The 25,197-nt window shown below is 71.6% G+C and carries 23 protein-coding genes; 16 read left to right on the top strand and 7 right to left on the bottom strand.

Features of this window, described 5'->3' with window-relative positions:
- The first annotated feature begins 72 nt into the window (after window positions 1-72).
- The 6 genes from ACIA47_RS10260 to ACIA47_RS10235 all read left to right on the top strand — a co-directional run bounded on the left by ACIA47_RS10260 (window position 73) and on the right by ACIA47_RS10235 (window position 5,448).
- Window positions 73-603 (top strand): SigE family RNA polymerase sigma factor, encoded by a 531-nt coding sequence (locus ACIA47_RS10260; RefSeq protein WP_396707010.1) that lies wholly within the window; start codon window positions 73-75, stop codon window positions 601-603.
- Complete coding sequence (locus tag ACIA47_RS10255; protein ID WP_396707008.1) at window positions 600-1,781, top strand: TolB family protein; 1,182 nt, start codon at window positions 600-602, stop codon at window positions 1,779-1,781. The genes ACIA47_RS10260 and ACIA47_RS10255 overlap by 4 nt, the downstream gene beginning before the upstream one ends.
- A 227-nt stretch (window positions 1,782-2,008) precedes the next feature.
- On the top strand, window positions 2,009-3,136 hold the full coding sequence (locus tag ACIA47_RS10250) for a hypothetical protein (protein WP_396707006.1): 1,128 nt from the start codon (window positions 2,009-2,011) through the stop codon (window positions 3,134-3,136).
- A 173-nt stretch (window positions 3,137-3,309) separates the two neighbouring features.
- Window positions 3,310-4,077 carry an SGNH/GDSL hydrolase family protein gene (locus ACIA47_RS10245; RefSeq protein ID WP_112583954.1) on the top strand — a complete coding sequence of 256 codons (768 nt, stop codon included), beginning with the start codon at window positions 3,310-3,312 and terminating at the stop codon, window positions 4,075-4,077.
- A 2-nt stretch (window positions 4,078-4,079) separates the two neighbouring features.
- On the top strand, window positions 4,080-4,526 hold the full coding sequence (locus tag ACIA47_RS10240) for an imidazolonepropionase-like domain-containing protein (protein WP_396707002.1): 447 nt from the start codon (window positions 4,080-4,082) through the stop codon (window positions 4,524-4,526).
- A 19-nt stretch (window positions 4,527-4,545) separates the two neighbouring features.
- Window positions 4,546-5,448, top strand: a complete 903-nt coding sequence (locus ACIA47_RS10235) for a sulfurtransferase (protein WP_396707000.1) — start codon at window positions 4,546-4,548, stop codon at window positions 5,446-5,448.
- 112 nt (window positions 5,449-5,560) lie between these two features.
- Here ACIA47_RS10235 and ACIA47_RS10230 read toward each other — a convergent pair whose 3' ends face one another.
- The 3 genes from ACIA47_RS10230 to ACIA47_RS10220 form a co-directional block, all read right to left on the bottom strand.
- A complete protein-coding gene (locus ACIA47_RS10230; protein WP_396706998.1) occupies window positions 5,561-6,754 on the bottom strand; it encodes a hypothetical protein in 1,194 nt (397 codons plus the stop codon).
- Complete coding sequence (locus tag ACIA47_RS10225) at window positions 6,751-7,299, bottom strand: SigE family RNA polymerase sigma factor (RefSeq protein WP_396706996.1); 549 nt, start codon at window positions 7,297-7,299, stop codon at window positions 6,751-6,753. Before ACIA47_RS10225 ends, ACIA47_RS10230 begins: the two co-directional genes overlap by 4 nt.
- A 70-nt stretch (window positions 7,300-7,369) precedes the next feature.
- A complete protein-coding gene (locus ACIA47_RS10220) occupies window positions 7,370-7,951 on the bottom strand; it encodes a TetR family transcriptional regulator (RefSeq protein WP_396706994.1) in 582 nt (193 codons plus the stop codon).
- 63 nt (window positions 7,952-8,014) lie between these two features.
- On the opposite strand from ACIA47_RS10220, the gene ACIA47_RS10215 reads away from it, so the two are divergent.
- Window positions 8,015-9,214 carry an FAD-dependent oxidoreductase gene (locus tag ACIA47_RS10215; protein WP_396706992.1) on the top strand — a complete coding sequence of 400 codons (1,200 nt, stop codon included), beginning with the start codon at window positions 8,015-8,017 and terminating at the stop codon, window positions 9,212-9,214.
- Here the strand turns inward: ACIA47_RS10215 and ACIA47_RS10210 are convergent.
- On the bottom strand, window positions 9,211-10,434 hold the full coding sequence (locus ACIA47_RS10210; protein ID WP_396706990.1) for an MFS transporter: 1,224 nt from the start codon (window positions 10,432-10,434) through the stop codon (window positions 9,211-9,213). The genes ACIA47_RS10215 and ACIA47_RS10210 overlap by 4 nt on opposite strands.
- Here ACIA47_RS10210 and ACIA47_RS10205 point away from each other — a divergent pair.
- From ACIA47_RS10205 to ACIA47_RS10190, 4 genes are all read left to right on the top strand, one after another.
- Entirely contained in the window at window positions 10,433-10,765 is a 333-nt protein-coding gene (locus ACIA47_RS10205; protein WP_396706988.1) for a hypothetical protein, read from the top strand. The genes ACIA47_RS10210 and ACIA47_RS10205 overlap by 2 nt on opposite strands.
- 100 nt (window positions 10,766-10,865) lie before the next feature.
- The gene (locus tag ACIA47_RS10200; RefSeq protein WP_030331931.1) at window positions 10,866-11,465 is read left to right on the top strand and encodes a TetR/AcrR family transcriptional regulator; all 600 of its coding nucleotides are present in this window, start codon (window positions 10,866-10,868) and stop codon (window positions 11,463-11,465) included.
- Window positions 11,466-11,536: 71 nt separating this feature from the next.
- On the top strand, window positions 11,537-12,874 hold the full coding sequence (locus ACIA47_RS10195) for a biotin carboxylase N-terminal domain-containing protein (protein ID WP_203122592.1): 1,338 nt from the start codon (window positions 11,537-11,539) through the stop codon (window positions 12,872-12,874).
- A 241-nt stretch (window positions 12,875-13,115) separates the two neighbouring features.
- A complete protein-coding gene (locus tag ACIA47_RS10190; protein WP_203122591.1) occupies window positions 13,116-14,036 on the top strand; it encodes a hydroxymethylglutaryl-CoA lyase in 921 nt (306 codons plus the stop codon).
- A 54-nt stretch (window positions 14,037-14,090) separates the two neighbouring features.
- Here the strand turns inward: ACIA47_RS10190 and ACIA47_RS10185 are convergent, their stop codons facing one another.
- A complete protein-coding gene (locus ACIA47_RS10185; RefSeq protein ID WP_203122590.1) occupies window positions 14,091-14,651 on the bottom strand; it encodes a snapalysin family zinc-dependent metalloprotease in 561 nt (186 codons plus the stop codon).
- A gap of 168 nt (window positions 14,652-14,819) precedes the next feature.
- Between ACIA47_RS10185 and ACIA47_RS10180 the strand changes: the two genes are divergently transcribed.
- The 3 genes from ACIA47_RS10180 (at window position 14,820) to ACIA47_RS10170 (ending at window position 20,367) form a co-directional block, all read left to right on the top strand.
- Window positions 14,820-16,352 carry an acyl-CoA carboxylase subunit beta gene (locus ACIA47_RS10180; protein ID WP_396706985.1) on the top strand — a complete coding sequence of 511 codons (1,533 nt, stop codon included), beginning with the start codon at window positions 14,820-14,822 and terminating at the stop codon, window positions 16,350-16,352.
- A 78-nt stretch (window positions 16,353-16,430) separates the two neighbouring features.
- Window positions 16,431-17,579 carry an acyl-CoA dehydrogenase family protein gene (locus ACIA47_RS10175; protein WP_112583966.1) on the top strand — a complete coding sequence of 383 codons (1,149 nt, stop codon included), beginning with the start codon at window positions 16,431-16,433 and terminating at the stop codon, window positions 17,577-17,579.
- Window positions 17,580-17,712: 133 nt separating this feature from the next.
- Window positions 17,713-20,367: an ATP-binding protein gene (locus ACIA47_RS10170; protein ID WP_396706983.1), complete on the top strand. Its 2,655-nt coding sequence runs from the start codon at window positions 17,713-17,715 to the stop codon at window positions 20,365-20,367.
- Between the two features lie 229 nt (window positions 20,368-20,596).
- On the opposite strand, the gene ACIA47_RS10165 is transcribed toward ACIA47_RS10170, so the two are convergent.
- Window positions 20,597-21,115 carry a MarR family transcriptional regulator gene (locus ACIA47_RS10165; protein WP_203122588.1) on the bottom strand — a complete coding sequence of 173 codons (519 nt, stop codon included), beginning with the start codon at window positions 21,113-21,115 and terminating at the stop codon, window positions 20,597-20,599.
- A gap of 99 nt (window positions 21,116-21,214) precedes the next feature.
- On the opposite strand from ACIA47_RS10165, the gene ACIA47_RS10160 reads away from it, so the two are divergent.
- Window positions 21,215-21,796, top strand: coding sequence for a YceI family protein (locus tag ACIA47_RS10160; protein ID WP_203122586.1), 582 nt, complete (start codon window positions 21,215-21,217; stop codon window positions 21,794-21,796).
- 309 nt (window positions 21,797-22,105) lie between these two features.
- Complete coding sequence (locus tag ACIA47_RS10155; RefSeq protein WP_112583970.1) at window positions 22,106-23,584, top strand: glutamate--cysteine ligase; 1,479 nt, start codon at window positions 22,106-22,108, stop codon at window positions 23,582-23,584.
- A 109-nt stretch (window positions 23,585-23,693) separates the two neighbouring features.
- Here ACIA47_RS10155 and ACIA47_RS10150 read toward each other — a convergent pair whose 3' ends face one another.
- Window positions 23,694-25,118, bottom strand: coding sequence for a hypothetical protein (locus tag ACIA47_RS10150; protein WP_396706980.1), 1,425 nt, complete (start codon window positions 25,116-25,118; stop codon window positions 23,694-23,696).
- Between the last annotated feature and the right edge of the window lie 79 nt (window positions 25,119-25,197).

Below are 25,197 nucleotides of genomic sequence, written 5' to 3'. Positions count from 1 at the left end.
CAACCATCGGCGCCGTTGCTGGCGTCTGCAAGGACACCAAGCCCCCGTACCCGACCTGAAGGATTGGCCCGTGTGGACCCTCTGCTGAGTGAGTTCGACTCGTTCGTCCGTACCCGCACACCGGCGTTGCTGCGCTCGGCCTACCTGCTCACCGGCGACCAGCACCTGGCCGAGGACCTCGTCCAGTCGGCCCTGGCCCGGACCCACCGCTCCTGGAGCCGCCTGCACCACAGCGGCAACGCCGAGGCGTACACCCGCAAGACCATGTACCACCTACAGGTGTCCTGGTGGCGTCGGCGCCGGGTACCCGAGTCGATGCCGGGCGACCTGCCCGAGCCACGCGGAGGCGACTCGGCCCCGGACCACGCCCACCAGACCAGTCTGCGGCTCACCCTGCGGGCGGCACTGGCGAAGCTCTCCCCGAAGCAACGCGCCGTGCTGGTGCTGCGGTTCTTCGAGGACCGCACCGAGGCGGAGGCGGCGGACCTGCTCGGCGTCACGGTCGGCACCGTGAAGAGCCAGACGGCCAAGTCACTGGCCAGGCTGCGCGCCGTCGCGCCCGAACTCGCCGAGCTGTACGTCCTGGAAGGGAGTACCCGATGAACGATCAGCGCCTCCGGCTCGACCTGACCGCCCTGGCCGACGAGGTCACAGCGGTCGACCTGCGGGACCGTACGTTGCGCACGTCCCGCCGGCTCGGTATCCAACGGGCGGTGGCCACGTCGGCCGCCGCGCTGGTGCTGGTGGCCGCGGCGGCCGGCACGGCCTTCGCCATCCGACCGGACCAGTCCCCGAACCCGCTGCCCGCTGACACCCCGTCGGTCACCGCGACGCCGACGCCAACGCAGTCGCCCACCCCGACGCCCTCCACCAGCGCCGGCGACACGCCCGGCGCCCCGCCCAGCGGCGGGACGGGCACGAACACCCCGTCCGTGCAGTTCGGCAAGCTCTTCTACGGCCCCGCCAGTGTGACCGACGAGGAGATGGTGAATCTGCGGTCCTGGCGTCCGGGTGACAGTCCGGTGCGTTTGCTGGCTCTGCCCGAGTTGGCGGCGAAAGGCAATGCGAGCATTTCGCCGGACGGTCGCCGGGTTGCCTGGGTGGAGAGCGACGACAGCGAAAGCACCCTCGTCGTCGCCGACGCCGACGGCACCGACAGGCAGGAAATGCGCTCGGACGTGGCAAGCGACTGTTCCCCGGTCTGGTCACCGGATGGGCGGCACCTGCTGTTCATGGATGCGATGGGGATGGGTGAGTCCGTTCGGCGCGGGGTGCTGGACACCCGCAGCGACAAGAGGACCGTCACCTGGTGGCCCGGTCAAGTCCGCGGCTGCCACGCCCTCTGGTCGGCGGACGGTCGGACCATCGCCGTGGCCGTCGACCTCGGGGTCACCCTCTATGCCCCGGACGGCACGAAGAAGCGGGTTGTCCCTGGCTTCTCCATGAACAGTTGGCTCAGCCACGACATTGCCAGCCTGTCCTCGGACGGCTCTCGGATCGCCCTGCTGCGGAGAAAGCCCGGCGAGGAGTCCGGCGACATCGCTCGGGAACTGTGGGCCAACGCGGTACTCGACACCCGAAGTGGCAAGCAGGTCACCTTGCCGCTGGGCGGGCGCACCCTGCGGCAGGTCTACTTCCAGTCGGACGGGTCGATGGTCGTGCGGGTCCAGGCCGGCAGCGGGTACGCGGTGCTGCTGGTGGACGAGGACGGCAGGAAGATCTCCGAGACCGCCGAGCCGGCGAGCCTGAAGAACGAGCAGATCCTGGCCGTCGTCGACTGACGATCAGCGCGAGAAGGGGCGGGTCACCCTCGGGTGGCCCGCCCTTTCTGCGTCTGCGCACGGCCGTCGGGCCAGTGTTGATCACCGTCGGTGAACCGCGGAGAAGGTTGCCGGTGCGAGCGGATCCGACTGTCCGGTAGTAGCGCGCTGCGGCGGCAACTCGCCACGGTCAGGGGCTCGTCTTGGGTGGTGTCAGGCACGTTAAGCCCCCACAAAGGATTAAGACGATGAACCTCGGCCCGTTCAAGCACACCACCCGTCCCGCCTCGGCCCGCCGTTCTGGCGCGCTCGCCGGTACGGCCGCCCTGCTGCTCCTGGCGTTCGGTGCCGCTGCCTGCGGCACCGCCGACCCGAAGGCCGCGCCCACGCCGGCCGAAACCGGTACCACCACCGCCGCTCCCGCGGCCGGCGACGCCTCAGCCGCCGGCACGGGCGGCTCCGTGCCGGATGCGGCACCGGCTGTCGCGCCGGTCCGCCCGGCCGTCGGCTCGACGCAGTGGCCGCAGCTGACCTGGTACACCGCCGAGGAGTACGGCCAGAAGCAGAACGACCCGGCCCGGATCTGGCGGCGTACCACTGCTGGGACGTGGCAGGTGGTGCGTTCGGGTCGTCTCCAGAACGGCACTGCCAGCGGCCCGCTCGCCGTCTCGCCGGACGGTCGGCGGGCGGCCTGGGTGGAAGCGTCCGCCCGCCGGCTGGTGATCAGCGGGTTCGACGGCACGAAGCGGCACGTCATCCCGACGCAGGGCCAGCAGACCTGCGAGCCGAGCTGGCTCGACTCCGGGCGGGTGCTGTACGGCCTGGGTCGGGAGAAGGAGATAACCTTCATCGCGGTCAACGCCGACGGGACCGGGCGGAAGGTGCTCGCCACCCACCAGGCGAAGTGCCCGACGGTGTCGGGTGGATGGATCGCCCAGGTCACCGATCGGGCGGTGCGCATCCGCAACGAGCGTGGCAACACGCGCTCGATCAGCCCGCGCATCCCCGCCGGCCTCGTCATCGGTGGGGTGGCTGCGATCTCCGGCAACGGTCGGACGCTGGTGATCAGCGCCCACACGACCAGCCCCGGGGGATGTGGCTGCGGCTGGCGGTTCCGCAACTACCGGCTCGACGCCTCCAACGGGGCCGTCACCGAGTTGGCGCCGGTGGACTCGGCGTGGACGCAGCCGACCGGGCACGGCGAAGCCATCGACGGGGTCGTCCTGGGCGACGGCGGTCTGGTGGTGCAGGTCAACGCGGCGACGCCGGCCGACGGCGCGCCGGCGTACCGGCTGGTCCGGTACGCCGCCAGCGGCCGGGTGCTGGCCACCGGGTCGGTGCCCGCCGGCCAGCCGTGGGGTGGTCTGCTGGGCTGAGCTCCCGGTGCAGCGTCACCGGGTACGAGGGACCGGCCACTCACGGGGGTGGCCGGTCCCGCCCGTCGTGTGCGCAATGACCTCCGACACGTAGTGGATTCGGGGCGGTGCCGGGCGTTGCTGCGGTGACAGACTGGTCGCCGCAGGCAACGAGTGGCGTGAGGGAGGCGCGGGTGCGCTGGCGCAGTTTTGTCGCGGTCGGGGACAGCTTCACCGAGGGTATGGACGATGCGTACCCGGACGGCACCTTCCGGGGCTGGGCGGACCTGGTGGCGACCCGGCTCGCCGCCGACGCGGGGCCCGACTTCCGGTACGCGAACCTGGCCATCCGGGGCCGGCTCTTCCCCAGCGTGGTCGCCGAGCAGGTGCCCTCCGCCGTCGCGATGAAGCCGGACCTGATCAGTTTCGCGGCCGGTGGCAACGACGTGCTGCGGCGCACCTTCGACCCGGACACGCTGGTCGCCCGCTTCGACGAGGTGGTCCGGCAACTGCGCTCGGGCGGCGCGGACGTGCTCCTCTTCCGGTTCGCGGACGTGATGGCCCGACTGCCCGGTCAACGCCTCGTCGCCCCCCGGGTGCAGCTGCTCAACCAGGCGGTCGGTGAGACCGCCGAGCGGCACGGCGCCATCATGGTCGACCTGTACGCCGACGACACGTTTCTCAACCCCATGCTCTGGAGCACCGACCGGCTGCACCTCTCCCCGGCCGGGCATCGCCGGGTCGCCGGGCAGGTGTTGAACGCTCTCGGGGTTGGTTGCGACGAGGAGTGGCTGATGGTTCCGCCGCACCCGGCGCCGTCACCGTGGCTGGCCGCCCGCGCTTCCGACCTGCGGTGGGCCGGTCAGTACCTCGCCCCCTGGGTGAAGCGGCGGTTGACCGGTCGGTCCTCCGGCGACACAGTGACGGCGAAGCGCCCGCAACTCGGCCCACTCGTCGACTGAGCATGCTCACCCTGCACACGGCGGCCCTGCTGCGCCGCGACCGGGACGGCGAGTCGTTGCCCGACCACGCCGTGCTGGTCAGTGGCGACCGGATCGAGGCCGTCGGCCCACTGGCCGAGCTGAGTTCGGCGTACGCCAACGCCCGGGTTCGCCGCTGGCCCGGAACGCTGGGGCCGGGTCTGCTGCACGACCGTCCGCTGCCGCCCGCGCCGACCCCGCGTGAGCGGGTGCACGCGCTGCTGCGTACCGGCGTGACGACGGTGCTGGCGGAACACCTGACAGACCCCGCCCTGCGGGCCGCCGCCGAGCGCAGCGACCTGCTGGTGCTGGCCACCGCCGTGGCGCCGACGCTGCGGTCGGCCGGACGGGCCGACCTCGCGGTTCACGGCGTCGACGGGGCCTGTCTGGTGACAGTCGTCGCTGGTCGGATCGCCCACCGTCGCGCCTGAACGGCGTACCTTGGGGATCATGTCTGTGTCGAACGATCCCGATCCCCGCCTCCAGTCGTACGCGGACCCGCAGCGGCTGGTCACCACTGAGTGGCTGGCCGAGCATCTGGGCGATGAGGGCCTCGTCGTCGTCGAGTCCGACGAGGACGTGCTGCTCTACGAGTCCGGTCACATTCCCGGTGCGGTCAAGGTCGACTGGCACCTGGATCTGAACGACCAGGTGACCCGGGACTACCTGGACGCCAAGAGCTTCGCCGAGATGTGCGCCGCGAAGGGCATCGGCCGGGGCGACACCGTCGTCTTCTACGGCGACAACTTCAACTGGTGGGCCGCGTACGCCCTCTGGGTCTTCACGCTCTTCGGTCACGCCGATGTGCGACTGCTCGACGGCGGCCGGCAGAAGTGGATCGCCGAGGGACGCGAGGTGACCCGGGACAAGCCGGCTCGGCCGCGCGCCGACTACCCGGTGCCGCTCCGCGACGACGCGCCGCTGCGGGCCTTCCGTGAGCAGGTCATGGCGCACGTCGCCTCCGGCCGGCCACTTGTCGACGTCCGGTCGCCGGGTGAGTACACCGGCGAGATGCTGCACATGCCGGACTACCCGCAGGAGGGCGCGCTGCGCGGTGGACACATCCCGGGCGCGCTCAGCAAGCCGTGGAAGTCCGCCGCCAACGAGGACGGCACGTTCAAGTCTGCCGACGAGCTGAAGGCGATCTACGCCGACCAGCTCGGGTTGAGCCCGGACGATGACGTGATCGCGTACTGCCGGATCGGCGAGCGGTCCAGCCACACCTGGTTCGTGCTGCGGCACCTGTTGGGCTACCCGCAGGTGCGCAACTACGACGGCTCGTGGACCGAGTGGGGCAACCTGGTCCGGGCACCAGTCGTCAAGGGCGACCAGCCCGGCGGCCTGGCCGTCTGACCAGATCCTCGTGTGATCGACTCGGGTTTCCTGGTGTCGGGCTGTCCCGCTCGCTCGGACACCGCGATATCAATGAACCCGAGTCGATCACGTCGAGACGAGGCGACCTTTCTCAGCTAGCGAGTGCGAACACGCCGCGCAGGTCGCGGACGATGCCGGTGATCTCGCCGGTCTCCGGGTGCCAGCGCGCCAGGGCGGCCGGTTCCAGTCGGAGTAGCACCGCGCCCTTGTTGTCCCAGCCCAGCACCTCGCAGCAGCCCTTGCTGCGGTCTCGGCCCAGGTCGAGCAGGTGCAGCACGGCGCCGGTCCGCGCGTCCAGCACGGCCGCCCCCTCGGCACCGTCGATCTCGCTGTTGGTGATCCAGGCGGCCCTGGCCAGGCGCTCGCCGTGCAGCCAGCCTCGGCCGTAGAACTCGTTGACCTGGTAGGGCGAGGGCAGCGCCGCGCCGGTGACCGGCTGTTCGGAGCGGAGTTTGCCTTCCCGCGCGGTCCGGCCGCGCAGCGTCAGGCTGGTCCGCACGCCGTACACCTCGATCAACGGGGCTTCACGGCCGGCGGCCGGGTCGGGTGCGATCAACTCCCAGGTCGACACGTCGATCGTGCTGGCCGCCCCGGTGACCCGGTCCACCGCGTACGTCCGGTCGTCGCCCCCGACCAGCACCCGGTCGTGCGCCCACACCACCTGCTCCAGGTAGCCGTCGAGCGGTATCCGGCGGACGGCAGCCGTGGTGAGGTCGATCATGATCAGCTCTTTGGCCTGCGCGAACGCTGCCGACCGGCCGTCCGGCGACAACACCCCCGGCTTCAGCGCGGGCGCCTCGTTGCCGCTCGCGTCCCGGGTCGGTGCCAGCGTCACCACATCGAGGCTGCGCACCACGCCGTCGTTGCCGAGCACCCGGACCGGGCCGTTCGCGTGGTACTCCTCGTCCTGCGGCTGGAACAGCGCCAGTGCCCGCTGGACCGGTCGCTCGGACAGCGGCACTGTCGCCGGGTCGCCGAGCTTGGCCAACGAATCGGGCGGGAAGGTCAGCTCGGCGGGCGGTTTCCGCACCGGACCCGCGTGGGAGGGGTCGACGGTCGGGGTGACCGTGGGGCCGACCGGAGGGACCGGCGCCGGATCGGTGGGCGGTCGCAGCGCCGCCACCGTGCCACCACCGACCAGCACCACGGCCAGGGCGACCACTCCGACGGCCCTCCGGGTACGCCGGGTCCGCCGAGCCCGCTCCCATCCGGCGGCGGCCGGCTGGCTGGGCAGCACGTCCTCGACGCTGACGGTCAGCAGTCGACGCAGATCCTGCTCGTTCACGGGTTCACCTCCAGGCCGCTGGCCAGATCGGCCGAGCCTCGGCTCGGTCGGGCATCGCGGGCGAGGTCAGGGGCGACCTCGCGGAGTCGGCGCAGCGCCGCATGGCACTGGCTCTTCACGGTGCCGACGGTCACCCCGAGCGCCTCGGCTGTGGCGACCTCGGTCAGGTCCTCGTAGTAGCGCAACACCAGCACGGCCCGCTGCCGCGGTGGCAGCAGGCCCAGCGCGTCGTGCATCGTCAGCCGTAACGCGCCGTCACGGTCGTGGGCCACCTGGTCCGGCGGTGCGGCGCTGAGCCATTCCCGCCGTCGGCGACGCCACCACGACACCGAGTCCCGGTAGAGGATGGCGCGAACGTACGCGGAGGGGTCGCCGTCGCGGACCGAAGACCAGCGCAGCGCCAGCTTCAGCAGCGCGTCCTGGAGGAGGTCTTCGGCCTGATGCCGGTTGCCGCAGATCAGGTAGGCCGCGCGGAGCAACCGGTGCTGATGGTTCTCCACGAAGGCGAGGTAGCCGTCGCGTCCGTCGTCCCTCTTCGGCGCCATCCGCCCCCCTCCCGGCCGTCGCGTTGTACGCGTCATCTGGCAGACGCACGGGAGGTGGGAAAAGGTTGGGTCAGCTCGGTGGCGTTCCGGTCAGATAGCGCTGGAGAGTCGGCGCGATCCAGGCGACCAGCTCTTCCGGCGTGGTGTCCACCATGGGCGGCAGGCGGACGATGTATCGGGTGAAGGCGAGGCCGAGGACCTGACTGGCCACCAGGCCGGCCCGTCGGGCGGTCAGCGCCGGGTCGCTGCCGAAGGTGGCCACGGCGGCGGTGAGCTGGTCGGCGAAGATGCCGCGCATGCGTTCGGCCGCGCCGGGGTTGGTGCTGGCGGCCCGCAGCAGTGCCACCAGGGTCTCGTCGCCCTCCCAGCGGGCGAGGAAGTGCCGGACCAGCACCTCGCCGAGTCGAGCGGGCGGCACCGAGGTCAGGTCGGGCAGGCGTAGGTCGAACTCGGCCGCCGCCGCGAAGAGCCCCTCCTTGCTGCCGTAGTAGCGCATCACCATCGACGGGTCGATCCGGGCGTCGGCGGCGATGGCCCGGATGGTGGCGCGCTCGTAGCCGTCCGCTGCGAACCGTTCCCGGGCCGCTCGCAGGATCGCCGCCCGGGTGGCGTCGGAGCGGCGGGGCTGGGTCGACTGCGCGGACGGGGTCATGCCAACGACCGTAGGCCAACAAATGTTGACACGCAATCAGGAGGGACCTAGCGTTGCCAACAAGTGTTTGCCAACACATGTTGGCAACGGTTCCTGGAGGTGGCCATGCTGCCCACGAGCACCGACGTCCTGGTGGTGGGGGCCGGCCCCACCGGTCTCGCCACCGCGTTGACGCTGGCCCGGCGCGGGGTCGAGGTGACAGTGCTGGACCGGTTGGCCGCGCCGCCGACGACCTCCCGCGCCGCCGTCGTGCACGCGTACACCCTGGAGGTGCTGGACCGGATCGGCGCCGCGGCACCGCTGATCGCCCAGGCGGTGCGGACCCCGCGCTTCACAGTGCGCGACCGGGACCGGGTGCTGCTGTCGGTGCCGTTCCACGAGTTGCCGTCCCGCTTCCCCTACGCGCTGCTGGTCTCCCAGGCGGTCACCGAGGCCGTGCTCACCGACAAGCTGGTGGAGCTTGGCGTCCACATACGACGGCCGTGCCAGCTCACCGGGCTGAGCCGCGGCGGGAACGGCATGCTCGCGCAGGTCGACGACGAGGCGCTGCGGGCCCGGTTCGTGGTTGGTGCGGACGGTCTGCACAGCACGGTCCGACAGTTGGCCGGCATCGGCTTCACCGGCAGCAGCGACGAGGAGTCCTTCGTGCTCGCCGACGTGCGGGTGCGCAGCGTGCTGCCCCGCGACGAGGCGGCGCTCTTCCTCGCCCGCTCCGGGCCGCTGGTCTGGGCGCCACTGCCCGGTGGGGTGGTCCGGCTGGTCGCCGCCGTGGCCAGCGCCCCGGCCGAACCGGATGCGGCCTACCTCCAGGCGCTGCTCGACGAGCGCGGCCCGGCGCGACGACCCGACCGGGTCACCGAGGTGCTCTGGGGCTCCCGGTTCCGGGTGCACCACCGGATCGCCGACACCTTCCGAGCCGGGCCGGTGCTGCTGGCCGGCGACGCCGGACACGTGCACAGCCCGGCCGGTGGGCAGGGCATGAACCTCGGCATCTGCGACGCGGTAGCGCTCGGCACCGCGGTGGCGGACGTGCTCGGTGGCGGCCCAGAGACGCTGCTCGACGACTACACCGCACGGCAGCGGCCGATGGCCGAGGACGTGCTGAGCTTCGCCGCCGGGCTGACCAGGATGGCCGCTGTCTCCCCGGCTCGTCGGCCCGCCCGCGACGTGCTGCTCCGGCTGCTCGGTGCCGTTCCACCGGCCCGCCGACGCATCGCGCTGCGTCTGTCCGGGCTGTCGCACCGGGAGCGGACGCCGGGCTAGCCCGCGCGGCTCAACACAGCGGGCGCGGCCGGTCGCAGTGTCCGCCACGCGGCGACGGTGACCAGCGCGAACGTCGCCGCCGCCGCGCCCGCCACCGGCGCCGTGCCGTACGCCGCGGCGGCCAGCCCGGCGAGCGCCGCCCCGAGCGGTGCGGTGAGCAGACCGACCATCCGCTGGGCCGCACCGACCCGGCCCAGCAGTTTGCTCGGTACCTGCCGCTGCCCGTACGACGCCCACAGGCTGTTCCACACCACGGTGCCGGCGGCGAAGACGGCCAGCGCCATCCCGCCCGACACCGGATGCCGAGCCAGCGCGAAGCCGGTCAGCGCCACGGTCTCCACGGCCAGCACCACACGCAGCGCCGGCACCGTGCCGAGCCGGGCGGCGAGCCGCCCCGCCCCGAGCGCCCCCGTCACGCCCCCGACGATGGCGGCGGCGGTGAACAGCCCGTACCCGGCCGGGGGCACCCGGAGCACGTCCAGCGCGTAGAGCACCAGCACCGCCATGATTCCGCTGATCGCCAGGTTGCTCGCGGCGGTGAGCACTGTGACCCGCCACAGGGTCGGGTGTGCCCGCAGCCAACGCAGCCCCTCGACGATCTCGCTCCACACCGAGCCCCGCCGCCGTGCCGTCGCCGGGCTGTTGGCGGCAGGCGGGCTGAGGGCCAGCACGAGCACTGCGGCCGCCGCGAAGGTGACGGCGTCGAGGGCGAACGGAAGGGCCGGGGCGACGGCGAACAGGACACCGGCGGCGGGCGCCCCGAGGAAGCCACCGGCGACCGCGGACCCTGCCTGGAGCCGGCCGTTCGCCCGGGGCAGAGCGTCCAGCGGCACCAGCGCGGGGAGCAGCGCGAACGAGGCGGAGTCGAAGAGAGTCCCAAGGGTGGCGAGCAGGAACGCCGCCGCCAGCAACACCGGGACGCTGACCCGGTCGAGCGCCACCACCACGGCCAGCGCCGCCACCAGGGCCGCGCGTACCCCGTCGACCACTGCCATCGTCCGACGGCGGTCCCAGCGGTCCGCGTACACGCCGCCGAGCAGGCCGAAGAGCAGTGGCGGCAACTGCCCGGCCACTGTGACCGCCGCGACGATCCGCGGATCACGGGTCACGGTCGCGGCCAGCAGGGCCAGTGCCGGGGTGCGCAGCGCGTCCCCGAACCGGGACGAGACCGCCGCGGACCACAGGAGCCGGAAGTCCCGGCCCAGAGCGGAGGAAGTCATGCCGGCGACCGTGCCGGTTCAACCGGGTCGAGGGTCAAGCCAACGGGCAAAGAGGCTGGGCCGGCTCACCGGGGTACCGGACCGGTTGCGCTCGATCGAGGCGTTCGGCGAGGCCGCCCAGGTGGAGGCCCTGATCGGTGAGCTGCTGCTGCGGCTGGACCGGCCGGCCGAGGCGGAGCCGCTGCTGAGTCGCGTGCTCGGTGGGTTGCCGGCCGCCTCGCGGCAGGTCCGCCAGACGGCCTGGCTGCTGGCTAGGGCGCTGGATCTGCTCGATCGACCCGCGGAAGCCGCCGTGCTGCGCGCGGAGCATGACCTGGACGAGGACGACTGATCTCGCCGGCCGCCCCTGGCCAGGTCAGGGGCGGCCCGGCCCGGGGCGGACGGAACTGACCGGCAACCATCGCGGGCTCCTCGCGGTCTAGGCTTGCCCGGTGACGGTGGAGCAGCAGGCACGGGGTGCGGCGGGTGCGGGCCGGCGCAGGTCCCGCAAGGACGAGATCCTGGAGATCGCGGTAGGTCTGTTCGCGGCGCGTGGTTATCACGGCGTGTCGATGGACGATATCGGCGCGGCCGCCGGGGTCACCGGTCCGGCGCTCTACCACCACTTCGCTGGCAAGGAAGCCATGCTGGCCGCCGCGCTGATTCCGGTCAGTGAGGGGTTGCTGGCCGGTGGGCGGGAACGCGCCGCCGGGCGCTCGGACGACCCGCGCGGCGTGCTGGAGTCGCTGATCGACTTCCACGTCGAGTTCGCGCTGGCCAACCCAGCGGTGATCGCGTTGCACCTGCACGAGCTGGACCGCCTGCCCGAGGAGCCGCGGCGGCGGATTCGTCGCCTGCAACGGCTCTACGTCGAGGAGTGGGTGACAGTGCTCACCGCGCTGCACCCGGGGATGCCCGACGGTGAGGCGCGGGTGCTCGCGCACGCCGCGTTCGGCCTGATGAACTCGACGCCGTTCCTCGGTGGTGAGGTGGACCGGCGGCGCCGCGCCGAGCTGCTGCGCGGCGCGACCCTGGCCGCGCTGCTCGCCTGAGCCGACTCGTCAGAACCGTGCCGGTCATGATTCCCTGACATCGTCCCACCATCCGGACGCCGGGAGGAAACATGATCGAGTCACTGCTGGTCGCCAATCGGGGTGAGATCGCCCGCCGGATCATCCGGACCGCCAAGCGGCTCGGTATCCGCGTGATCGCTGTGCACTCGGAGGCCGATGCCGACCTGCCGTTCGTCGCGGAGGCGGACGAGGCGGTCCTCGTCGGCCCACCGAACCCGGCGCTGAGCTACCGCAACACCGAGGCGATCCTCGCCGCCGCGAAGTCGACGGGCGCGCAGGCCATCCACCCCGGGTACGGCTTTCTGTCGGAGAATGCCGAGTTCGCCCGTACCGTCGAGGCGAGCGGCCTGATCTGGGTCGGGCCTGACGCGGACGCGATCACCGCGATGGGCGACAAGATCAATGCCCGGAACCTGATGGCGGCGGCCGGCGTTCCGGTCGCACCGGGCACCACCGAGCCGGCCGCCGACCTGGGCGCGGCGGTGACGGCCGCTGCCGAGATCGGCTACCCGGTGATGGTCAAGGCCGCCGCCGGGGGTGGTGGCATGGGCATGGGCGTCGCCGTCGACGAGGCCGCGCTGCGCACCGAGTACGACAAGGTGCGCGCGTTCGCCGAGCGGATGTTCGGCGACGGTTCGGTGTTGATCGAGCGGTACTTTCCCCGGGTACGGCACGTCGAGGTGCAGATTCTCGGCCTGGCCGATGGCCGGGTGGTGGCGCTCGGCGAGCGGGAGTGCTCGGTGCAGCGGCGCAACCAGAAGCTGGTCGAGGAGTCCCCGTCGCCGGCGGTCTCGCCGGAGCTGCGATCCCGGCTCCTGGCAGCGGCGGTGCGGGCCGGCGAGGCGGTCGGCTACCGCAACGCGGGCACTGTGGAGTGCCTGCTCGACCCAGCCACCGGCGAGTTCTTCTTTCTGGAGATGAACACGCGGTTGCAGGTGGAGCACCCGGTGACCGAGTACGTCTACGGCATCGACCTGGTCGAGGAGCAGTTGCGGGTGGCCTCCGGGCTGGCGCCGACGTTCGACCCGGACGCGTTGACCCCGAGTGGGCACGCCATCGAGATGCGGATCAACGCGGAGGACCCGAAGCGCTTCCTGCCCGGCCCGGGTGTGATCAGGACGTGGGTGGAGCCGACGGGCGAGGGTGTCCGGGTGGATTCCGGCTACACCGAGGGCAACACGGTCACCCCGTTCTACGACAGCCTGCTGGCCAAGCTGATCGTCAGCGGCGCGACCCGCGAAGAGGTGCTCGAACGCGCCGGGGGTGCGGTCGCCGCGTTCCAGATCGTCGGCCCGAAGAACAACGTCCCCTTCTTCGCAGAGTTGCTGGAGAACGAGGAGTTCCGCTCCGGCGCCTACGACACTGGCATCGTCTCCCGCATGCGCTGACCGGTCAGGTCGTGGTTCCCCTGGCGGCGGGGAGAGACTGGTAGGCACCCCTTTGCTCTGCTTACCTATACGCACCGGCCGCCGCCGGCCAGCGGGGCCGACCGCCGACCGCCGGCCAGCGGGCATTGGCAAGCGGCCGCCGGGCGCTGTCCGGTGGCCGGACGACCAGCTGGCGCAGACAGGCAAGCAGAGCAAAGCGGCCGAGATGCTGTCCCCACCCGACGTCACAGCGAGGTGACCGATGAGCCAGTTGCCAGATTCCGTCTCGATCCGCGAGGTTGGGCCGCGGGACGGGTTGCAGAACGAGGACCCGATCCCGACCGACGCCAAGGTGCGGCTGCTCGACGCCCTCTCCGGCACCGGCGTACGCCGAATCGAGGCGGTGTCGTTCGTGCATCCCAAGGCGATCCCGCAGATGGCCGACGCCGACGAGGTGTGGCAGCGGGCGGTGAGGGCCGACGGGGTGCGGTACTCCGCGCTGGTGCCGAACACCCGGGGCGCCCAGCGGGCCCTCGCCGCCGGATTCACCGAGATCGAGGTGGTGGTCTCTGCCAGCGACACCCACAACCGGCGCAACGTCAACCGGTCCACCGACGAGTCGCTGGACGACATCGCCGAGCTGATCGACCTGCTGCACGGTGCGTCCGCGCGGGTCGAGGTGATCGTGGCGACAAGCTTCGGCTGCCCGTACGAGGGGGACATCGACCCGCAGCGGGTGGCCGGGATCGTGGACCGGGTGGTCCGCGACGGCGCGGACCGGGTCGCGTTCGGCGACACCACCGGCATGGGCACCCCACGTCGGGTCCGCGAGCTGCTGACCGCTGTGCGTGACCGCAACGCGCACGTGCCGGTCCTGCTGCACTTCCACAACACCCGGGGTACGGCGCTGGCCAACCTGCTGACCGCGTTGGAGCTGGGGGTGACCGAGTTCGACGCCAGCGTCGGTGGCCTCGGTGGCTGCCCGTACGCGCCGGGAGCGAGCGGCAACCTGGCCACCGAGGAGGCCGTGCACATGCTGCACGACATGGGCATCGACACCGGCATCGACCTGCCGGCGCTCATCGAGGTGGCGGAGTTGGCCGAGGAGTTGCTCGGCAAGAAGCTGCCGTCCGGTGTGCTGCGGGCCGGTCCGCGTACCCGGCTGACGCCGCTGCCGAGCTGAGGACGCGACGAAGGGGCCGGCGCACGCGCCGGCCCCTTCCACGTGCCAGGTCGATCAGCTCACGGAGGTGAGCGCGCTCGGCCAACTGTCGCGGAAGATGTCCGCGCTGCGGTCGGTGGCGCTGAACGTGCCGGCGAAGAGGTTGCTGACCCGGTTCGCCTCGGCGCTGCTCGGGTACGGGTTGGTGCAACTGGTGCCGGCGCTGCCGCCGGACATCAGCAGGGCGCAGTTTCCGTTGTAGTTGTCCGGCAGGCCGAGGATGTGCCCGATCTCGTGCGTCATGATCCGCAGCGGGCTGTACTGGGCGGCCTGCTGGGTGTCGATGTAGACCCGGCCGTTGCCGAGGCTGGTCCGCACGGCGTACGAGCCGCCGCCGGTGATCTGGTAGATGCGCAGGTTGGAGCCGCAGTTGGCGGAGAGCGTCAGGTTGACGGTGGCGTTGTTCCAGATCGAGGCGGCCTGGTTGGCGGTGCCGGCGTAGTTGCCCGCCTGGCTGGTGTTGTAGCAGATGGTCATGGCGGCGGACGCGGGCGACGGGTTGGCGACCGTGATGCCGAGGGTGGCGAGTGTCGTCGCGAGCAACGCGACGGCGAGCCGATTGAGTCGTGAGGTCATCGCTGACTCCGATCTGGGAGGAGGGGTGCCAGGAGCCTAGCGATATGCATTCACGTTTTTCAATGTCTTGCTCTCGGCTTCGCTGTCTGGTTCGCTCGTAGGTCGCCGACAACCGCGCCGATGCGCTAGCCTAACGATCGTTCAGGTCAGTATGGCGGAGGAGTCGGCGTGACGCTCGACGGTGAGGCACTGGAGCAGCTGCGCAAGCGGGCCCGGTCCGGCGGCGCGGACAAGTACCACGCGGCCAACGCGGCCAAGGGCAAGCTCTTCGCCCGTGAACGGGTCGCGCTCCTGGTCGACGAGGGCTCGTTCGTCGAGGACGGCCTTTACGCCAACGCGCTCGCCGAGGGGTTGCCCGCCGACGGCGTGGTGACCGGCACCGCCACGATCGACGGCCGACAGGTCTGCCTGATGGCCAACGACTCCACCGTCAAGGCCGGCAGCTGGGGCGCCCGCACCGTCGAGAAGATCATCAGGATCATCGAGCGGGCGTACGCTGCCGGCGTGCCGATGGTCTACCTGGTCGACTCGGCCGGCGCCCGGATCACCGACCAGGTCGATCTCTTCCCCGGTCGGCGTGGCGCCGGCAAGATCTTCTGGAACCAGGTCCGCGCCTCGGGTTCGATCCCACAGGTCTGCGCGCTGTTCGGCCCGAGCGCCGCCGGTGGTGCGTACATCCCGGCGTTCTGCGACGTGGTGGCGCTGGTCGACGGCAACGCCAGCATGTACCTCGGCTCCGACCGGATGGTCGAGATGGTCACCGGCGAGAAGACCACCCTGGAGGCGATGGGCGGGGCGAAGGTGCACACCGCCGAATCCGGCGTGGGGCACTTCCTCTGCAAGACCGAGGCCGACGCGCTCGACGTCGTGAAGACCTACCTGTCTTACCTGCCGGCGAACTGGACGCAGGCGCCGCCGACCGCACCGGCGGTCGCCGCGCCAGCCAAGGCCGACCTGGCCGCGTTGGTGCCGGCCAGCGAGCGGCAGGCGTTCGACATGCGGCGGTACGTCAAGGGCCTGCTCGACGAGGGTTCGTTCTTCGAGATCCAGGCGCTCTGGGCCAAGGAGTTGACCATCGGCTTCGGCCGTCTCGACGGTCAGGTCGTCGGTGTGGTCGGCAACAACTCGATGTTCAAGGGCGGCGTGCTCTTCGTCGACTCGGCCGACAAGGCCACCCGGTTCGTGCAGCTCTGCGACGCGTTCAACGTGCCGCTGCTGTTCCTCAGCGACGTGCCCGGGTTCATGGTCGGCAGCGCGGTGGAGAAGCAGGGCATCATCCGTCACGGCGCCAAGATGATCACGGCTATCTCCGAGGCGACAGTGCCGAAGATCTGCGTGGTGGTCCGCAAGGCGTACGGCGCGGGCCTGTACGCGATGGCCGGCCCCGGGTTCGAGCCGGACGCCACGATCGCGCTGCCGACCGCGAAGATCGCCGTGATGGGCGCCGAGGCTGCCGTGAACGCGGTCTACGCCAACAAGATCGCCGCGATTGCGGACGAGGACGAGCGGGCGGCCTTCGTCGCCGCCAAACGGGCCGAGTACGAGCGGGACATCGACGTCGTCCGGCTGGCCAGCGAGCTGGTGGTCGACGCCATCGTCGAGCCGCACGACCTGCGCACCGAGCTGGTCCGTCGATTCGCGGCGGCGCGTACCAAGGATCGGCACTTCTCCCGCCGTCGGCACGGCGTCACCCCGGTCTGATCATCGACTCGGGCCCGCACAGCGACCCGCCCCCGGCGTCACGAGCGCCGAGGCGGACCGTCCTTACAGGAGGATGAGATGGACTTCCGGCTCACCGACGAACAAGCGGCGCTGCGCGAGAGCGTGCGGGAATTCGCCCGCGAGGTGATCGCCCCGGTCATCGCCGAGCACTACGAGCAGCACACCTTCCCGTACGAGGTGATCCGGCAGATGGGCAAGATGGGCCTGTTCGGTCTGCCCTTCGCCGAGGAGCACGGCGGCATGGGCGGCGACTACTTCGCGCTCTGCCTGGCCCTGGAGGAGTTGGCCCGGGTCGACTCCAGCGTGGCCATCACGTTGGAGGCGGCGGTCTCACTGGGCGCGATGCCGATCTACCGTTTCGGCACCGAGGAGCAGAAGGCGACCTGGCTGCCCCGGCTGCTCAGCGGCGAGGCGCTGGCCGGCTTCGGTCTGACCGAGCCGGGCACCGGCTCGGACGCCGCCGGCACGCAGACCCGGGCGGTGCTGGACGGCGACGAGTGGGTGATCAACGGTTCGAAGGCGTTCATCACCAACTCGGGAACCGACATCACGGCCATGGTCACGGTCACCGCGGTGACCGGCACGAACCCGGACGGCTCCAAGGAGCTGTCGACGATCATCGTGCCGACCGGCACGCCCGGGTTCACCGTGGCACCCGGGTACTCCAAGGTGGGCTGGACCGCCTCGGACACGCACGAGCTGACCTTCGACGACTGCCGGGTGCCGGCCGCCAACCTGCTCGGCGCCCGGGGTCGGGGTTTCGCGCAGTTCCTGCGGATCCTCGACGAGGGCCGGATCGCCATCGCCGCGCTCGCCGTCGGCCTCGCGCAGGGCTGCGTCGACGAGTCGATCAAGTACGCGAAGGAGCGGCACGCCTTCGGTCAGCCGATCGGCGCCAACCAGGCGATCCAGTTCAAGATCGCCGACATGGAGCTGAAGGCCCACACCGCTCGCCTGGCCTACTACGACGCCGCCGCGCGGATGCTGGCCGGTGAGCCGTTCAAGCGGCAGGCCGCCATCGCCAAACTGCACGCCAGCACGATCGCTGTGGACAACGCCCGGGAGGCCACCCAGATCCACGGCGGGTACGGCTTCATGAACGAGTACCCGGTTGCCCGCTTCTGGCGGGACTCCAAGATCCTGGAGATCGGCGAGGGCACCAGTGAGGTGCAGCGCATGATCATCGCTCGGGATCTGGGTCTCTGACTGCTCCAGCCGAACTGATCGGCCGGTCGTCCCGGACGGACTGTCCGTACGGCTGTCGGGTTTCGGCGAGCGGGCGTCGGTAGCCCGACGTTCGACTGCCGACGGTCGGAGTCCATCCGTACTCTTCGTGCCCATGACTCCGGATCATGACCGGTCACGGAGCCCGGCTGGCCGCACCACTCTGCCGGAGCTGCTCCGCGGGCATCGACGCGCCGCCGGCCTGACCCAGGCCGAGCTGGCGTCGCGGGCTGGGGTGGGTGTGCGGACGGTGCGTGACCTGGAGCGCGGCCGGTCGAGCCGGCCCCAACGCACCACGATCGAGCTGCTCGCCGGGGCGTTGGCGCTGACCGGCGCCAGCCGGGCGGCGTTCCTGACCGCCGCCCGCGGCGCCGGTGCCGAACCGGCCCCCGCGGACGCCACCTCGACGACGTTCGCGGTCAGCGGCAGCGCCGTGTCGGCGACCGCACCGGCCGACCCGCCGGTCGCGCTCCCGCCGCCGGTCGCGTTGATCGGCCGGGAGCGGGACCTCACCGAGCTGGCCGGAATGCTGACCGCGGAGCAGGGCCCCCGGGTGGTGAGCCTCGTCGGGTTGGCCGGCGTCGGCAAGACCGCCCTGGCCACGTCGGTGGCGCACCTGGTGGCTCCCGCCCACCCGGCCGGCGTTGCCGGGGTGCTGGTCGGTGAGGGCTCGGACGGTCCGGACGTGCTCGCCGCCTCGATGTCCGTGCTCGGTGTGGCGCGCCTGTCCGAACTCGTGGCCCTGCTCGCCGGGCGGCCAGCGCTGCTGGTGATGGACGCGGTGGAGCACGCCCCGGGACCGGTGGCCGCGACAGTGCACCGGTTGATCGGCGCGCTGCCCTCGCTGCGGGTGCTGGTCACCGGGCGGCACCCGGTCGGGTTGCCCGCCGAGCGGGTCTGGCCGGTCGCGCCGCTCGACGTGCCACCACCGGAGGCCGAGCACTCCGGGCTCGACTCGTGGCCGGCGGTCGCGCTGTTCACCGCCCGGCTCGGTCAGGTCCGCCGGGAGCCGCCCACCCCCGCTGAGCTGCCTGCGCTCGCCGCATTGGTGCGCCGATTGGGAGGGCTGCCGTTGGCCATCGAGCTGATGGCCGCCCGTGGCCGGCTCCTCGACCTCACCGAACTGCTCGACCGGTACGGCGACCGGGTGCTCGACCTGGCCACTCCCGCCGACGCGTCCGCCCACCCGGCCTGGGACGCTCCGGAGGCGCTCAGCAGCCGGACGAGCGGACCCGACAACCGTGCGGCGGTCTCGGTCGCCGTCACCCTGCGGGATGCGGTGGCGTTCAGCTACCGCCTGTTGGCGTCGGACGAACAGGCCGCGCTGCGGCAACTGGCCGTCTTCGGTAACCGGTGGTCGGTCGAGTTGGCCGAGGAGATGCTCGCCGACGAGGCCGACCGGGACGGCACTGTGGCGATCGACCCGGTTCCACTGTTGGACCGCTTCGTCGAGTTGGGGCTGCTGAGCGTACGCGGAACCGGGTCGTTCCGGTTCCGGCTGCTCGACGCGGTCCGTGACTACGCCGTCGAGCAGGCGGCCGGTGCAGGCGAGCTGACCTGTATCCGGCGTCGGCACGCGGAAGTCATCGCGCGCCTGGTGGCCCGGACCGCCACCGACCTGATCGGCCCACGGTTACCCGACGCGGTGCACCGGCTGGACGAGATGAGCAGTGACATCAGCTCGTCGTTGGCCCACGCGGCTACCGACGACCCGTTGACAGCGCTGCGGCTGGCGGCCTGCCTGGCCCGCTGGTGGCGGTTCCGCGGACGCGACGTCGTCGGGCGGCAGTGGTTGCGGCGGCTGCTGGCGGACCCGCGGACCGCCGAAGCCGATCCTCTTCTGCGTGGCTGGGCCGCCCTCGGGGTCGCCCGGCTCGCGGCGGAGCACGGCGCGGGCGCCGAGGAGTTGTCGACGGCCCGTGCGGCGTTGGACACCTTCCGGCAGGCCGGCGACGTCACCGGGGAGTTGGAGGCGCGAAACGTGCTCGGCACCCTGCTGATCTCCGTCGGGCGGCAGGACGAGGCTCGCGAGCAGGCCGAGGCGCTGCTGCGGTTGGCGGCCCGCAACGGGCGGACCCGGGACCTGGCGGTGGCCCAGAACAGCCTCGCCTGGCACGAGATCCGCGTGGGCGATCTGGCTGCGGCCCGCCGCCGGCTCGCTGCGGTGGACCGGCTCGCCGCCGAGAGTGGGGAGCAGCGACTGCGGGTGTTGGGCTGGGCCAATCGAGCAGAGGTCGCCCGACTGGAGGGCTGGTACGCGGACGCCATCGATCGTGGCCGGCGGGCGATCGCGGCCCTGTCCGAGCTGGGTGATCCCGGGCGTCGCCGTCGGGTGCTCGGGACCGTCGGGCTGGCGCTCGCCCAGGACGGGCGGGCCGCCGAGGCAACCGAGGTGTTGACCGAGTTGCGTGCCGGGGGCATGGAGGCGCTGCCGGCCCGGCCGACCGTGCCGCGACAGCGCTCGGACGACGCGGCGCTGGCCTGGGGTGGGCCGGAGGCCGGGCTCTGTGCGCTGATCGAGGGGAACCTGGCGCTGCACCGGGGCGACCGTGAGTTGGCTGCCGAGTGGTTCGCGGCCGCCGCCGACCATGCGGGGCAGGATCGCCGCGACGTGGTGGAGGCGCTGGTCGGGCTGGCTGCGAGCACTGCGGACCCGTCGGTGCTCGATCGACTGGACCGGGTCTGTGCGGAGGGCGGCATCCGGCTGTTGCCGCAGGAGTCGGGCCTGCTCTACGCGCTGATCGCCGCCCGAGGCGGACCGGCTCAGTAGCCTGCGCTCTCCCCGAGCGGATCGCGACGGGAGAGTGGCGCGGGCGAAGAGCCCCCTTTGGTGCTGCCCCTCGCTGATCGCCCGCGCCGTCACCCCCCGGTGATCCCCGGTGCAGGAAGCCTGCCACCGGTGCGGTGGCAGAAAGTCGGCTTGGACCGAATCCTCCAGCTTGGCTGGGTCAGTTCTGCCGGTCTTTCTGCCGCTGCCGCCGCCCGACGGCGGGTGCTGATCAGTGCCGTCGGGTGGCGTTGTCGGTGGCGGCGACGTGCTCCGGACTGACGTCGTCACTGCCGGCGGTGGCGCACGGATGCGCTGCGTCGCGGACCCGCCGCAACCCGTCGAGGAGGGCCGCCAGCGCCTCGGGGTCGAGCTGCCCGGTGAACCACTGCTCGATCATCTGCAGATGCCCGGGCAGCGTCTCGTTCAGGCGTTGCATCCCGGCGGCGGTGACCACCGCGTACGAGCTGCGTCGGTCGTTCGGGCACGCCCGGCGGGTGAGCAACCCGTCGCGCTCCATCCGGTCCACCACACGGGTCACTCCGCTGGTCGACAGGGAGGTCTGTGCGGCGAGGTCGGTCATGCGTAGTTGGTTGCCCGGCGAGCGGGCCAGTCGGGTGATGACCTCGAACTCGACCGCGGAGAGGCCGTGCTCCTCGAGTTGGGCGTTGAACCGGGCTGACAGCCCGGCGTGAGCCTCGAAGAGCAGGCCGACGGCGGTGATCCGGGGATCGTCGAAGACGTTGGTCACCCGTTCATCATACCAGTGCTTGACACGGGGAATGTTGTTGCAGTTATAGTTGCTGAAGCAGTCGTTGGGCTACTAAACAATCTCCTGGAGGACAGCAGCATGACCAGCAGCATCGATGCGGTTACCCGCGACTGGGACGGCCTCACCATCCCGGCGGCCGGCACCTACGCGCTCGACGTGGCGCACAAGCGGGTCGGCTTCGTTGCCCGGCACATGATGGTGAGCAAGGTTCGCGGTGAGTTCAACGAGGCGACCGCCACCATCACCGTCGCCGAGGACCCGCTGCAGTCGTCGGTCGTCGCCACCATTCAGGCTGCCAGCGTCGACACCACCCAGGCCGACCGGGACGCGCACCTGCGCAGCCCCGAGTTCCTGGACGCCGAGAAGTTCCCGACGCTCGAGTTCCGCAGCACCGGCGTCAAGTCCCGTCGCGGCAGCGAGTTCGTGCTCACCGGTGAGCTGACCATCAAGGACGTCACCCGCCCGGTCGAGCTGGAGGTCGAGTTCGAGGGTGTCGGCCGCAGCCCGTTCGGCCAGGACATCTTCGGCTTCTCCGCGAGCACCGAGATCGACCGCGAGGAGTTCGGCCTGACCTGGAACGTCGCCCTGGAGACCGGGGGCGTGCTGGTCAGCCGCAAGATCAAGATTGAGATCGAGGGCGAGGCCGTCCGCCAGGTCTGATCCCCGAGGATCGCCGGAGGGCAGGGGGGATCCTCCCGGCGATCCGGTACGCAGGGCCCGCGCCGCACGTCGGCGCGGGCCCTGCGCCGTTCCCACTGGTGGTAATTGTCACGGGTTGTTCGCACCGCAATCGGGTCCGGCCGGTCGACGACGGGGTACAGATGGCGCCACGAGCGCGTCCGCCCCGGTCGACGTCGGATCACCGCCGGCGGCCTCTGGCCCCGGTCAGTGGGCGCTCTTACCGTGGATGCTTCACAAAGCGCTTCCGGGACGGCAGGATCCCGACCGCGCCGGCCGTCGGGAGGACACATGGGCAGGGACGTCTCAGAGGGCGCCTTCACCCGGGACGATCGCGTCCGGTATCGGCAGAAGGTGCGGCGGTGCCTGGACGTCTTCGCGCTGATGCTGGACGACTTCGGCTTCGACGCCGATCGGCCGATGACCGGCCTGGAGATCGAACTCAACCTGGTCGACTCGGCCGCCGAGCCGGCGATGCGCAACGAGGAGATCCTCGCCGACATCGCGGACCCCCTCTTCCAGACCGAGTTGGGGCAGTTCAACCTGGAACTCAACGCCGAGCCCCGACTGATCGAGGGCACCGGCTTCGCCGACTACGAGCACGACCTGCGGGGCAGCCTCTCCAGGGCCGACGAGCGTGCCGCCAGGTCCGACGCGAAGATCGTCCTGGTCGGCATCCTGCCCACCCTCACCGAGGGGCACCTGGTCGAGGACAACCTCTCCACCAACGAGCGTTACCGGGTGCTCAACGACCAGATCGTCGGCGCCCGCGGCGAGGACATCGAGCTGGACATTCGCGGCGTCGAGCAGTTGCGCACGCACACCGACTCGATCGCCCCGGAGGCCGCCTGCACGAGCCTCCAGTTCCACCTCCAGGTCGCCCCGGACAGCTTCGCCGACTACTGGAACGCGTCCCAGGCCATCGCCGGGGTGCAGGTGGCGGTCGGGGCGAACAGCCCCTTCCTGTACGGCCGCCAACTGTGGGCCGAAACGCGGATCGCCCTGTTTCAGCAGGCCACCGACACCCGCCCGGACGAGCTGAAGGCCCAGGGCGTACGGCCGCGGGTGTGGTTCGGCGAACGGTGGATCACCTCGATCTTCGACCTGTTCGAGGAGAACGTCCGATACTTCCCGCCGCTGCTGCCGATCTGCGAGGACGAGGACCCGGTGGAGGTCCTGCACGCCGGCGGTGTGCCACAGCTCGGGGAGTTGCGGTTGCACAACGGCACCGTCTACCGGTGGAACCGTCCGGTCTACGACATCATGAACGGCCGCCCCCACCTGCGGGTGGAGAACCGGGTGCTGCCGGCTGGTCCGACGGTGGTGGACATGCTGGCCAACGCGGCCTTCTACTTCGGGCTGGTACGCGGTCTGGCCGAGGCCGACCGCCCGATCTGGAGTCAACTGACCTTCAGCTCCGCCGAGGAGAACTTCCACGCCGCCGCCCGACGTGGCCTCGACGCCGTGCTGCACTGGCCCGGGCTCGGCGACGTGCCGGTCACCAAGCTGGTCCTGGACCAACTGCTGCCCACCGCCGCCACCGGCCTGGACGGGTTCGGTGTCGCCCCGGCGCAGCGGGACCGGCTGCTCGGCATCATCGAGCAGCGCTGCCGTACCGGCCGCAACGGCGCCGCCTGGCAGACCGAGGCGGTCTGGGCGGCGGAGCGGCACCACGGCATGGACCGGACGGCCGCGCTACACCACATGGTCCAGCGCTACGCCGAACTCCAGCGCACCAACCAACCCGTCCACACCTGGCCAACCACCTGACCCACCCCCACCCCCGAACGCTTTGATCATGAAGTTGCCATGACACGCCGGGCGAGGTGGCAACAACTTCATGATCAACAGGGTGGGTGGGGGGCCAGGGTGGGTGGAGTCAGTCGGTGGTGGGGCGCGTGGTGCGGCGGGCTGCTCGGGTGCGCCGGCTGGTGGGGGTCAGATCCTCTGCCGCTGTAGCTTCGGTGGGACGACCGGCCGGATCCGCGAGGTCCGGGTCCGTACGCGGGGCGGGAACCTGTGGTGCGGCGGTGACGTCGCCCGGCAGCGAGCTCGTCCGGGGCGTCTGCGGTGGGGCGTCGGCCCTCCTGCGCCGTGCCGCGGTTCCGGCCGTCGAGGCTGAGGTTGTGGCCGTCGAGCCGGCGACCGGTGGCGCGGGCTCGGTCTCGGCGACCGGGGCCGGGTCGGCCACCGTGTCCCGAGGCACCGCACTCAGTTCGGCCGAGCGGCTCTGTTCGGCCGGGCGGTTCCGTTCGCTTCGCTCGCCGAGGCGGGCGGCCAGCACCGAGCCGCCGATACCGGCGATCACCGCGTACGGGGCGATCAGCTGGGTGGACAGCTGCGCGGGACCCAGCGTCGACCAGTGCGGCAGGGTGGTCAGGTAGGCGAGCGCGACGAGCACCGGGCCCGCCGCGCCGGAGGCCGCCGCACCCACGCGGTGCCCGCCCGAGCGGGCGGACCGCCGGGCGGCCAGTACGCCGATCAGCAGCGCGGGCACCAGTGCCAGCAGCGCACCGGGCCAGTAGAGCTGGCCCCCGATCCAGTACCGGGCGTGGTCCGGGTCGAACTGCCAGGTACCGAGTTGCGCGCCGGTCAGCCCTCGTCCGACGCGTACCCCGTCGATCACGGAGATCACCGCGAGCAGCCAGAGCCAGGCGGCCGTCGCGGTCACGTTGACAGCGGCGGCTCGGGAGCGAAGCGCCCAGATCGCGACGAGGACGCCGATCAGAATGCCCAGCGTCGCCTGTACGGCGGCCGTCCGTTGCGGGGCGCCGGTGTCCGCGCCGGTCGCGACCCGCGCGGGTACCGCGATCAACAGCACCGTGACCAGCCCGCCCAGCCCGGCGCCAAGCGCGAGGGCCACCCGGCGCAGCAGGGCACCGCGGTCGTGGACCGGCGGCTCAGCCACCGGTGGTGGCGTGTCTACCGCCTCCGGCCGGGCGGTGTCGACGGCCGGCGGAGACGCGTCGACCGGGCTCTCGTGCGCCGGCCTCCGATCGTCGACCTGCGGGCCCTCGTGGCGGGCAATACCGTCGGCCGACGTTTCCGGAGAGATCACGGTCTTCGCCGGGACGTTCCGTTGGTGCAGCCGCTGCGCGCAGACCGCGCCGAGGACCGTCGAGCTGGCGGCGAGCCACGTGGCCCAGGCAAGGCCGTCCGCCCAGGCTGTGTCGGTCGCACCGGCATCGGTGGGCGTCCAGGTGATGACGCCGAGCCCGTAGCCGAAGCCCAGTTGTGCGGCACCCGCGCCGGCAGCGACCCCGATCGCCGTCGCGATCGATACTCCCCAGCCCTGTCTGGCCATGCCGGGCAGCGTAACGTCCCGTCGTCGGCGCGGCGAGTCGCAACGACCCGCCGGTATGGACCGCCGGTGCGGCGGATTG

Source organism: Micromonospora sp. NPDC051227, assembly GCF_044455385.1.
In the GTDB taxonomy this organism is placed as follows: domain Bacteria; phylum Actinomycetota; class Actinomycetes; order Mycobacteriales; family Micromonosporaceae; genus Micromonospora.
Note: the sequence above shows the minus strand (reverse complement) of the source record. Positions and strands in the feature narration are given on the sequence as shown.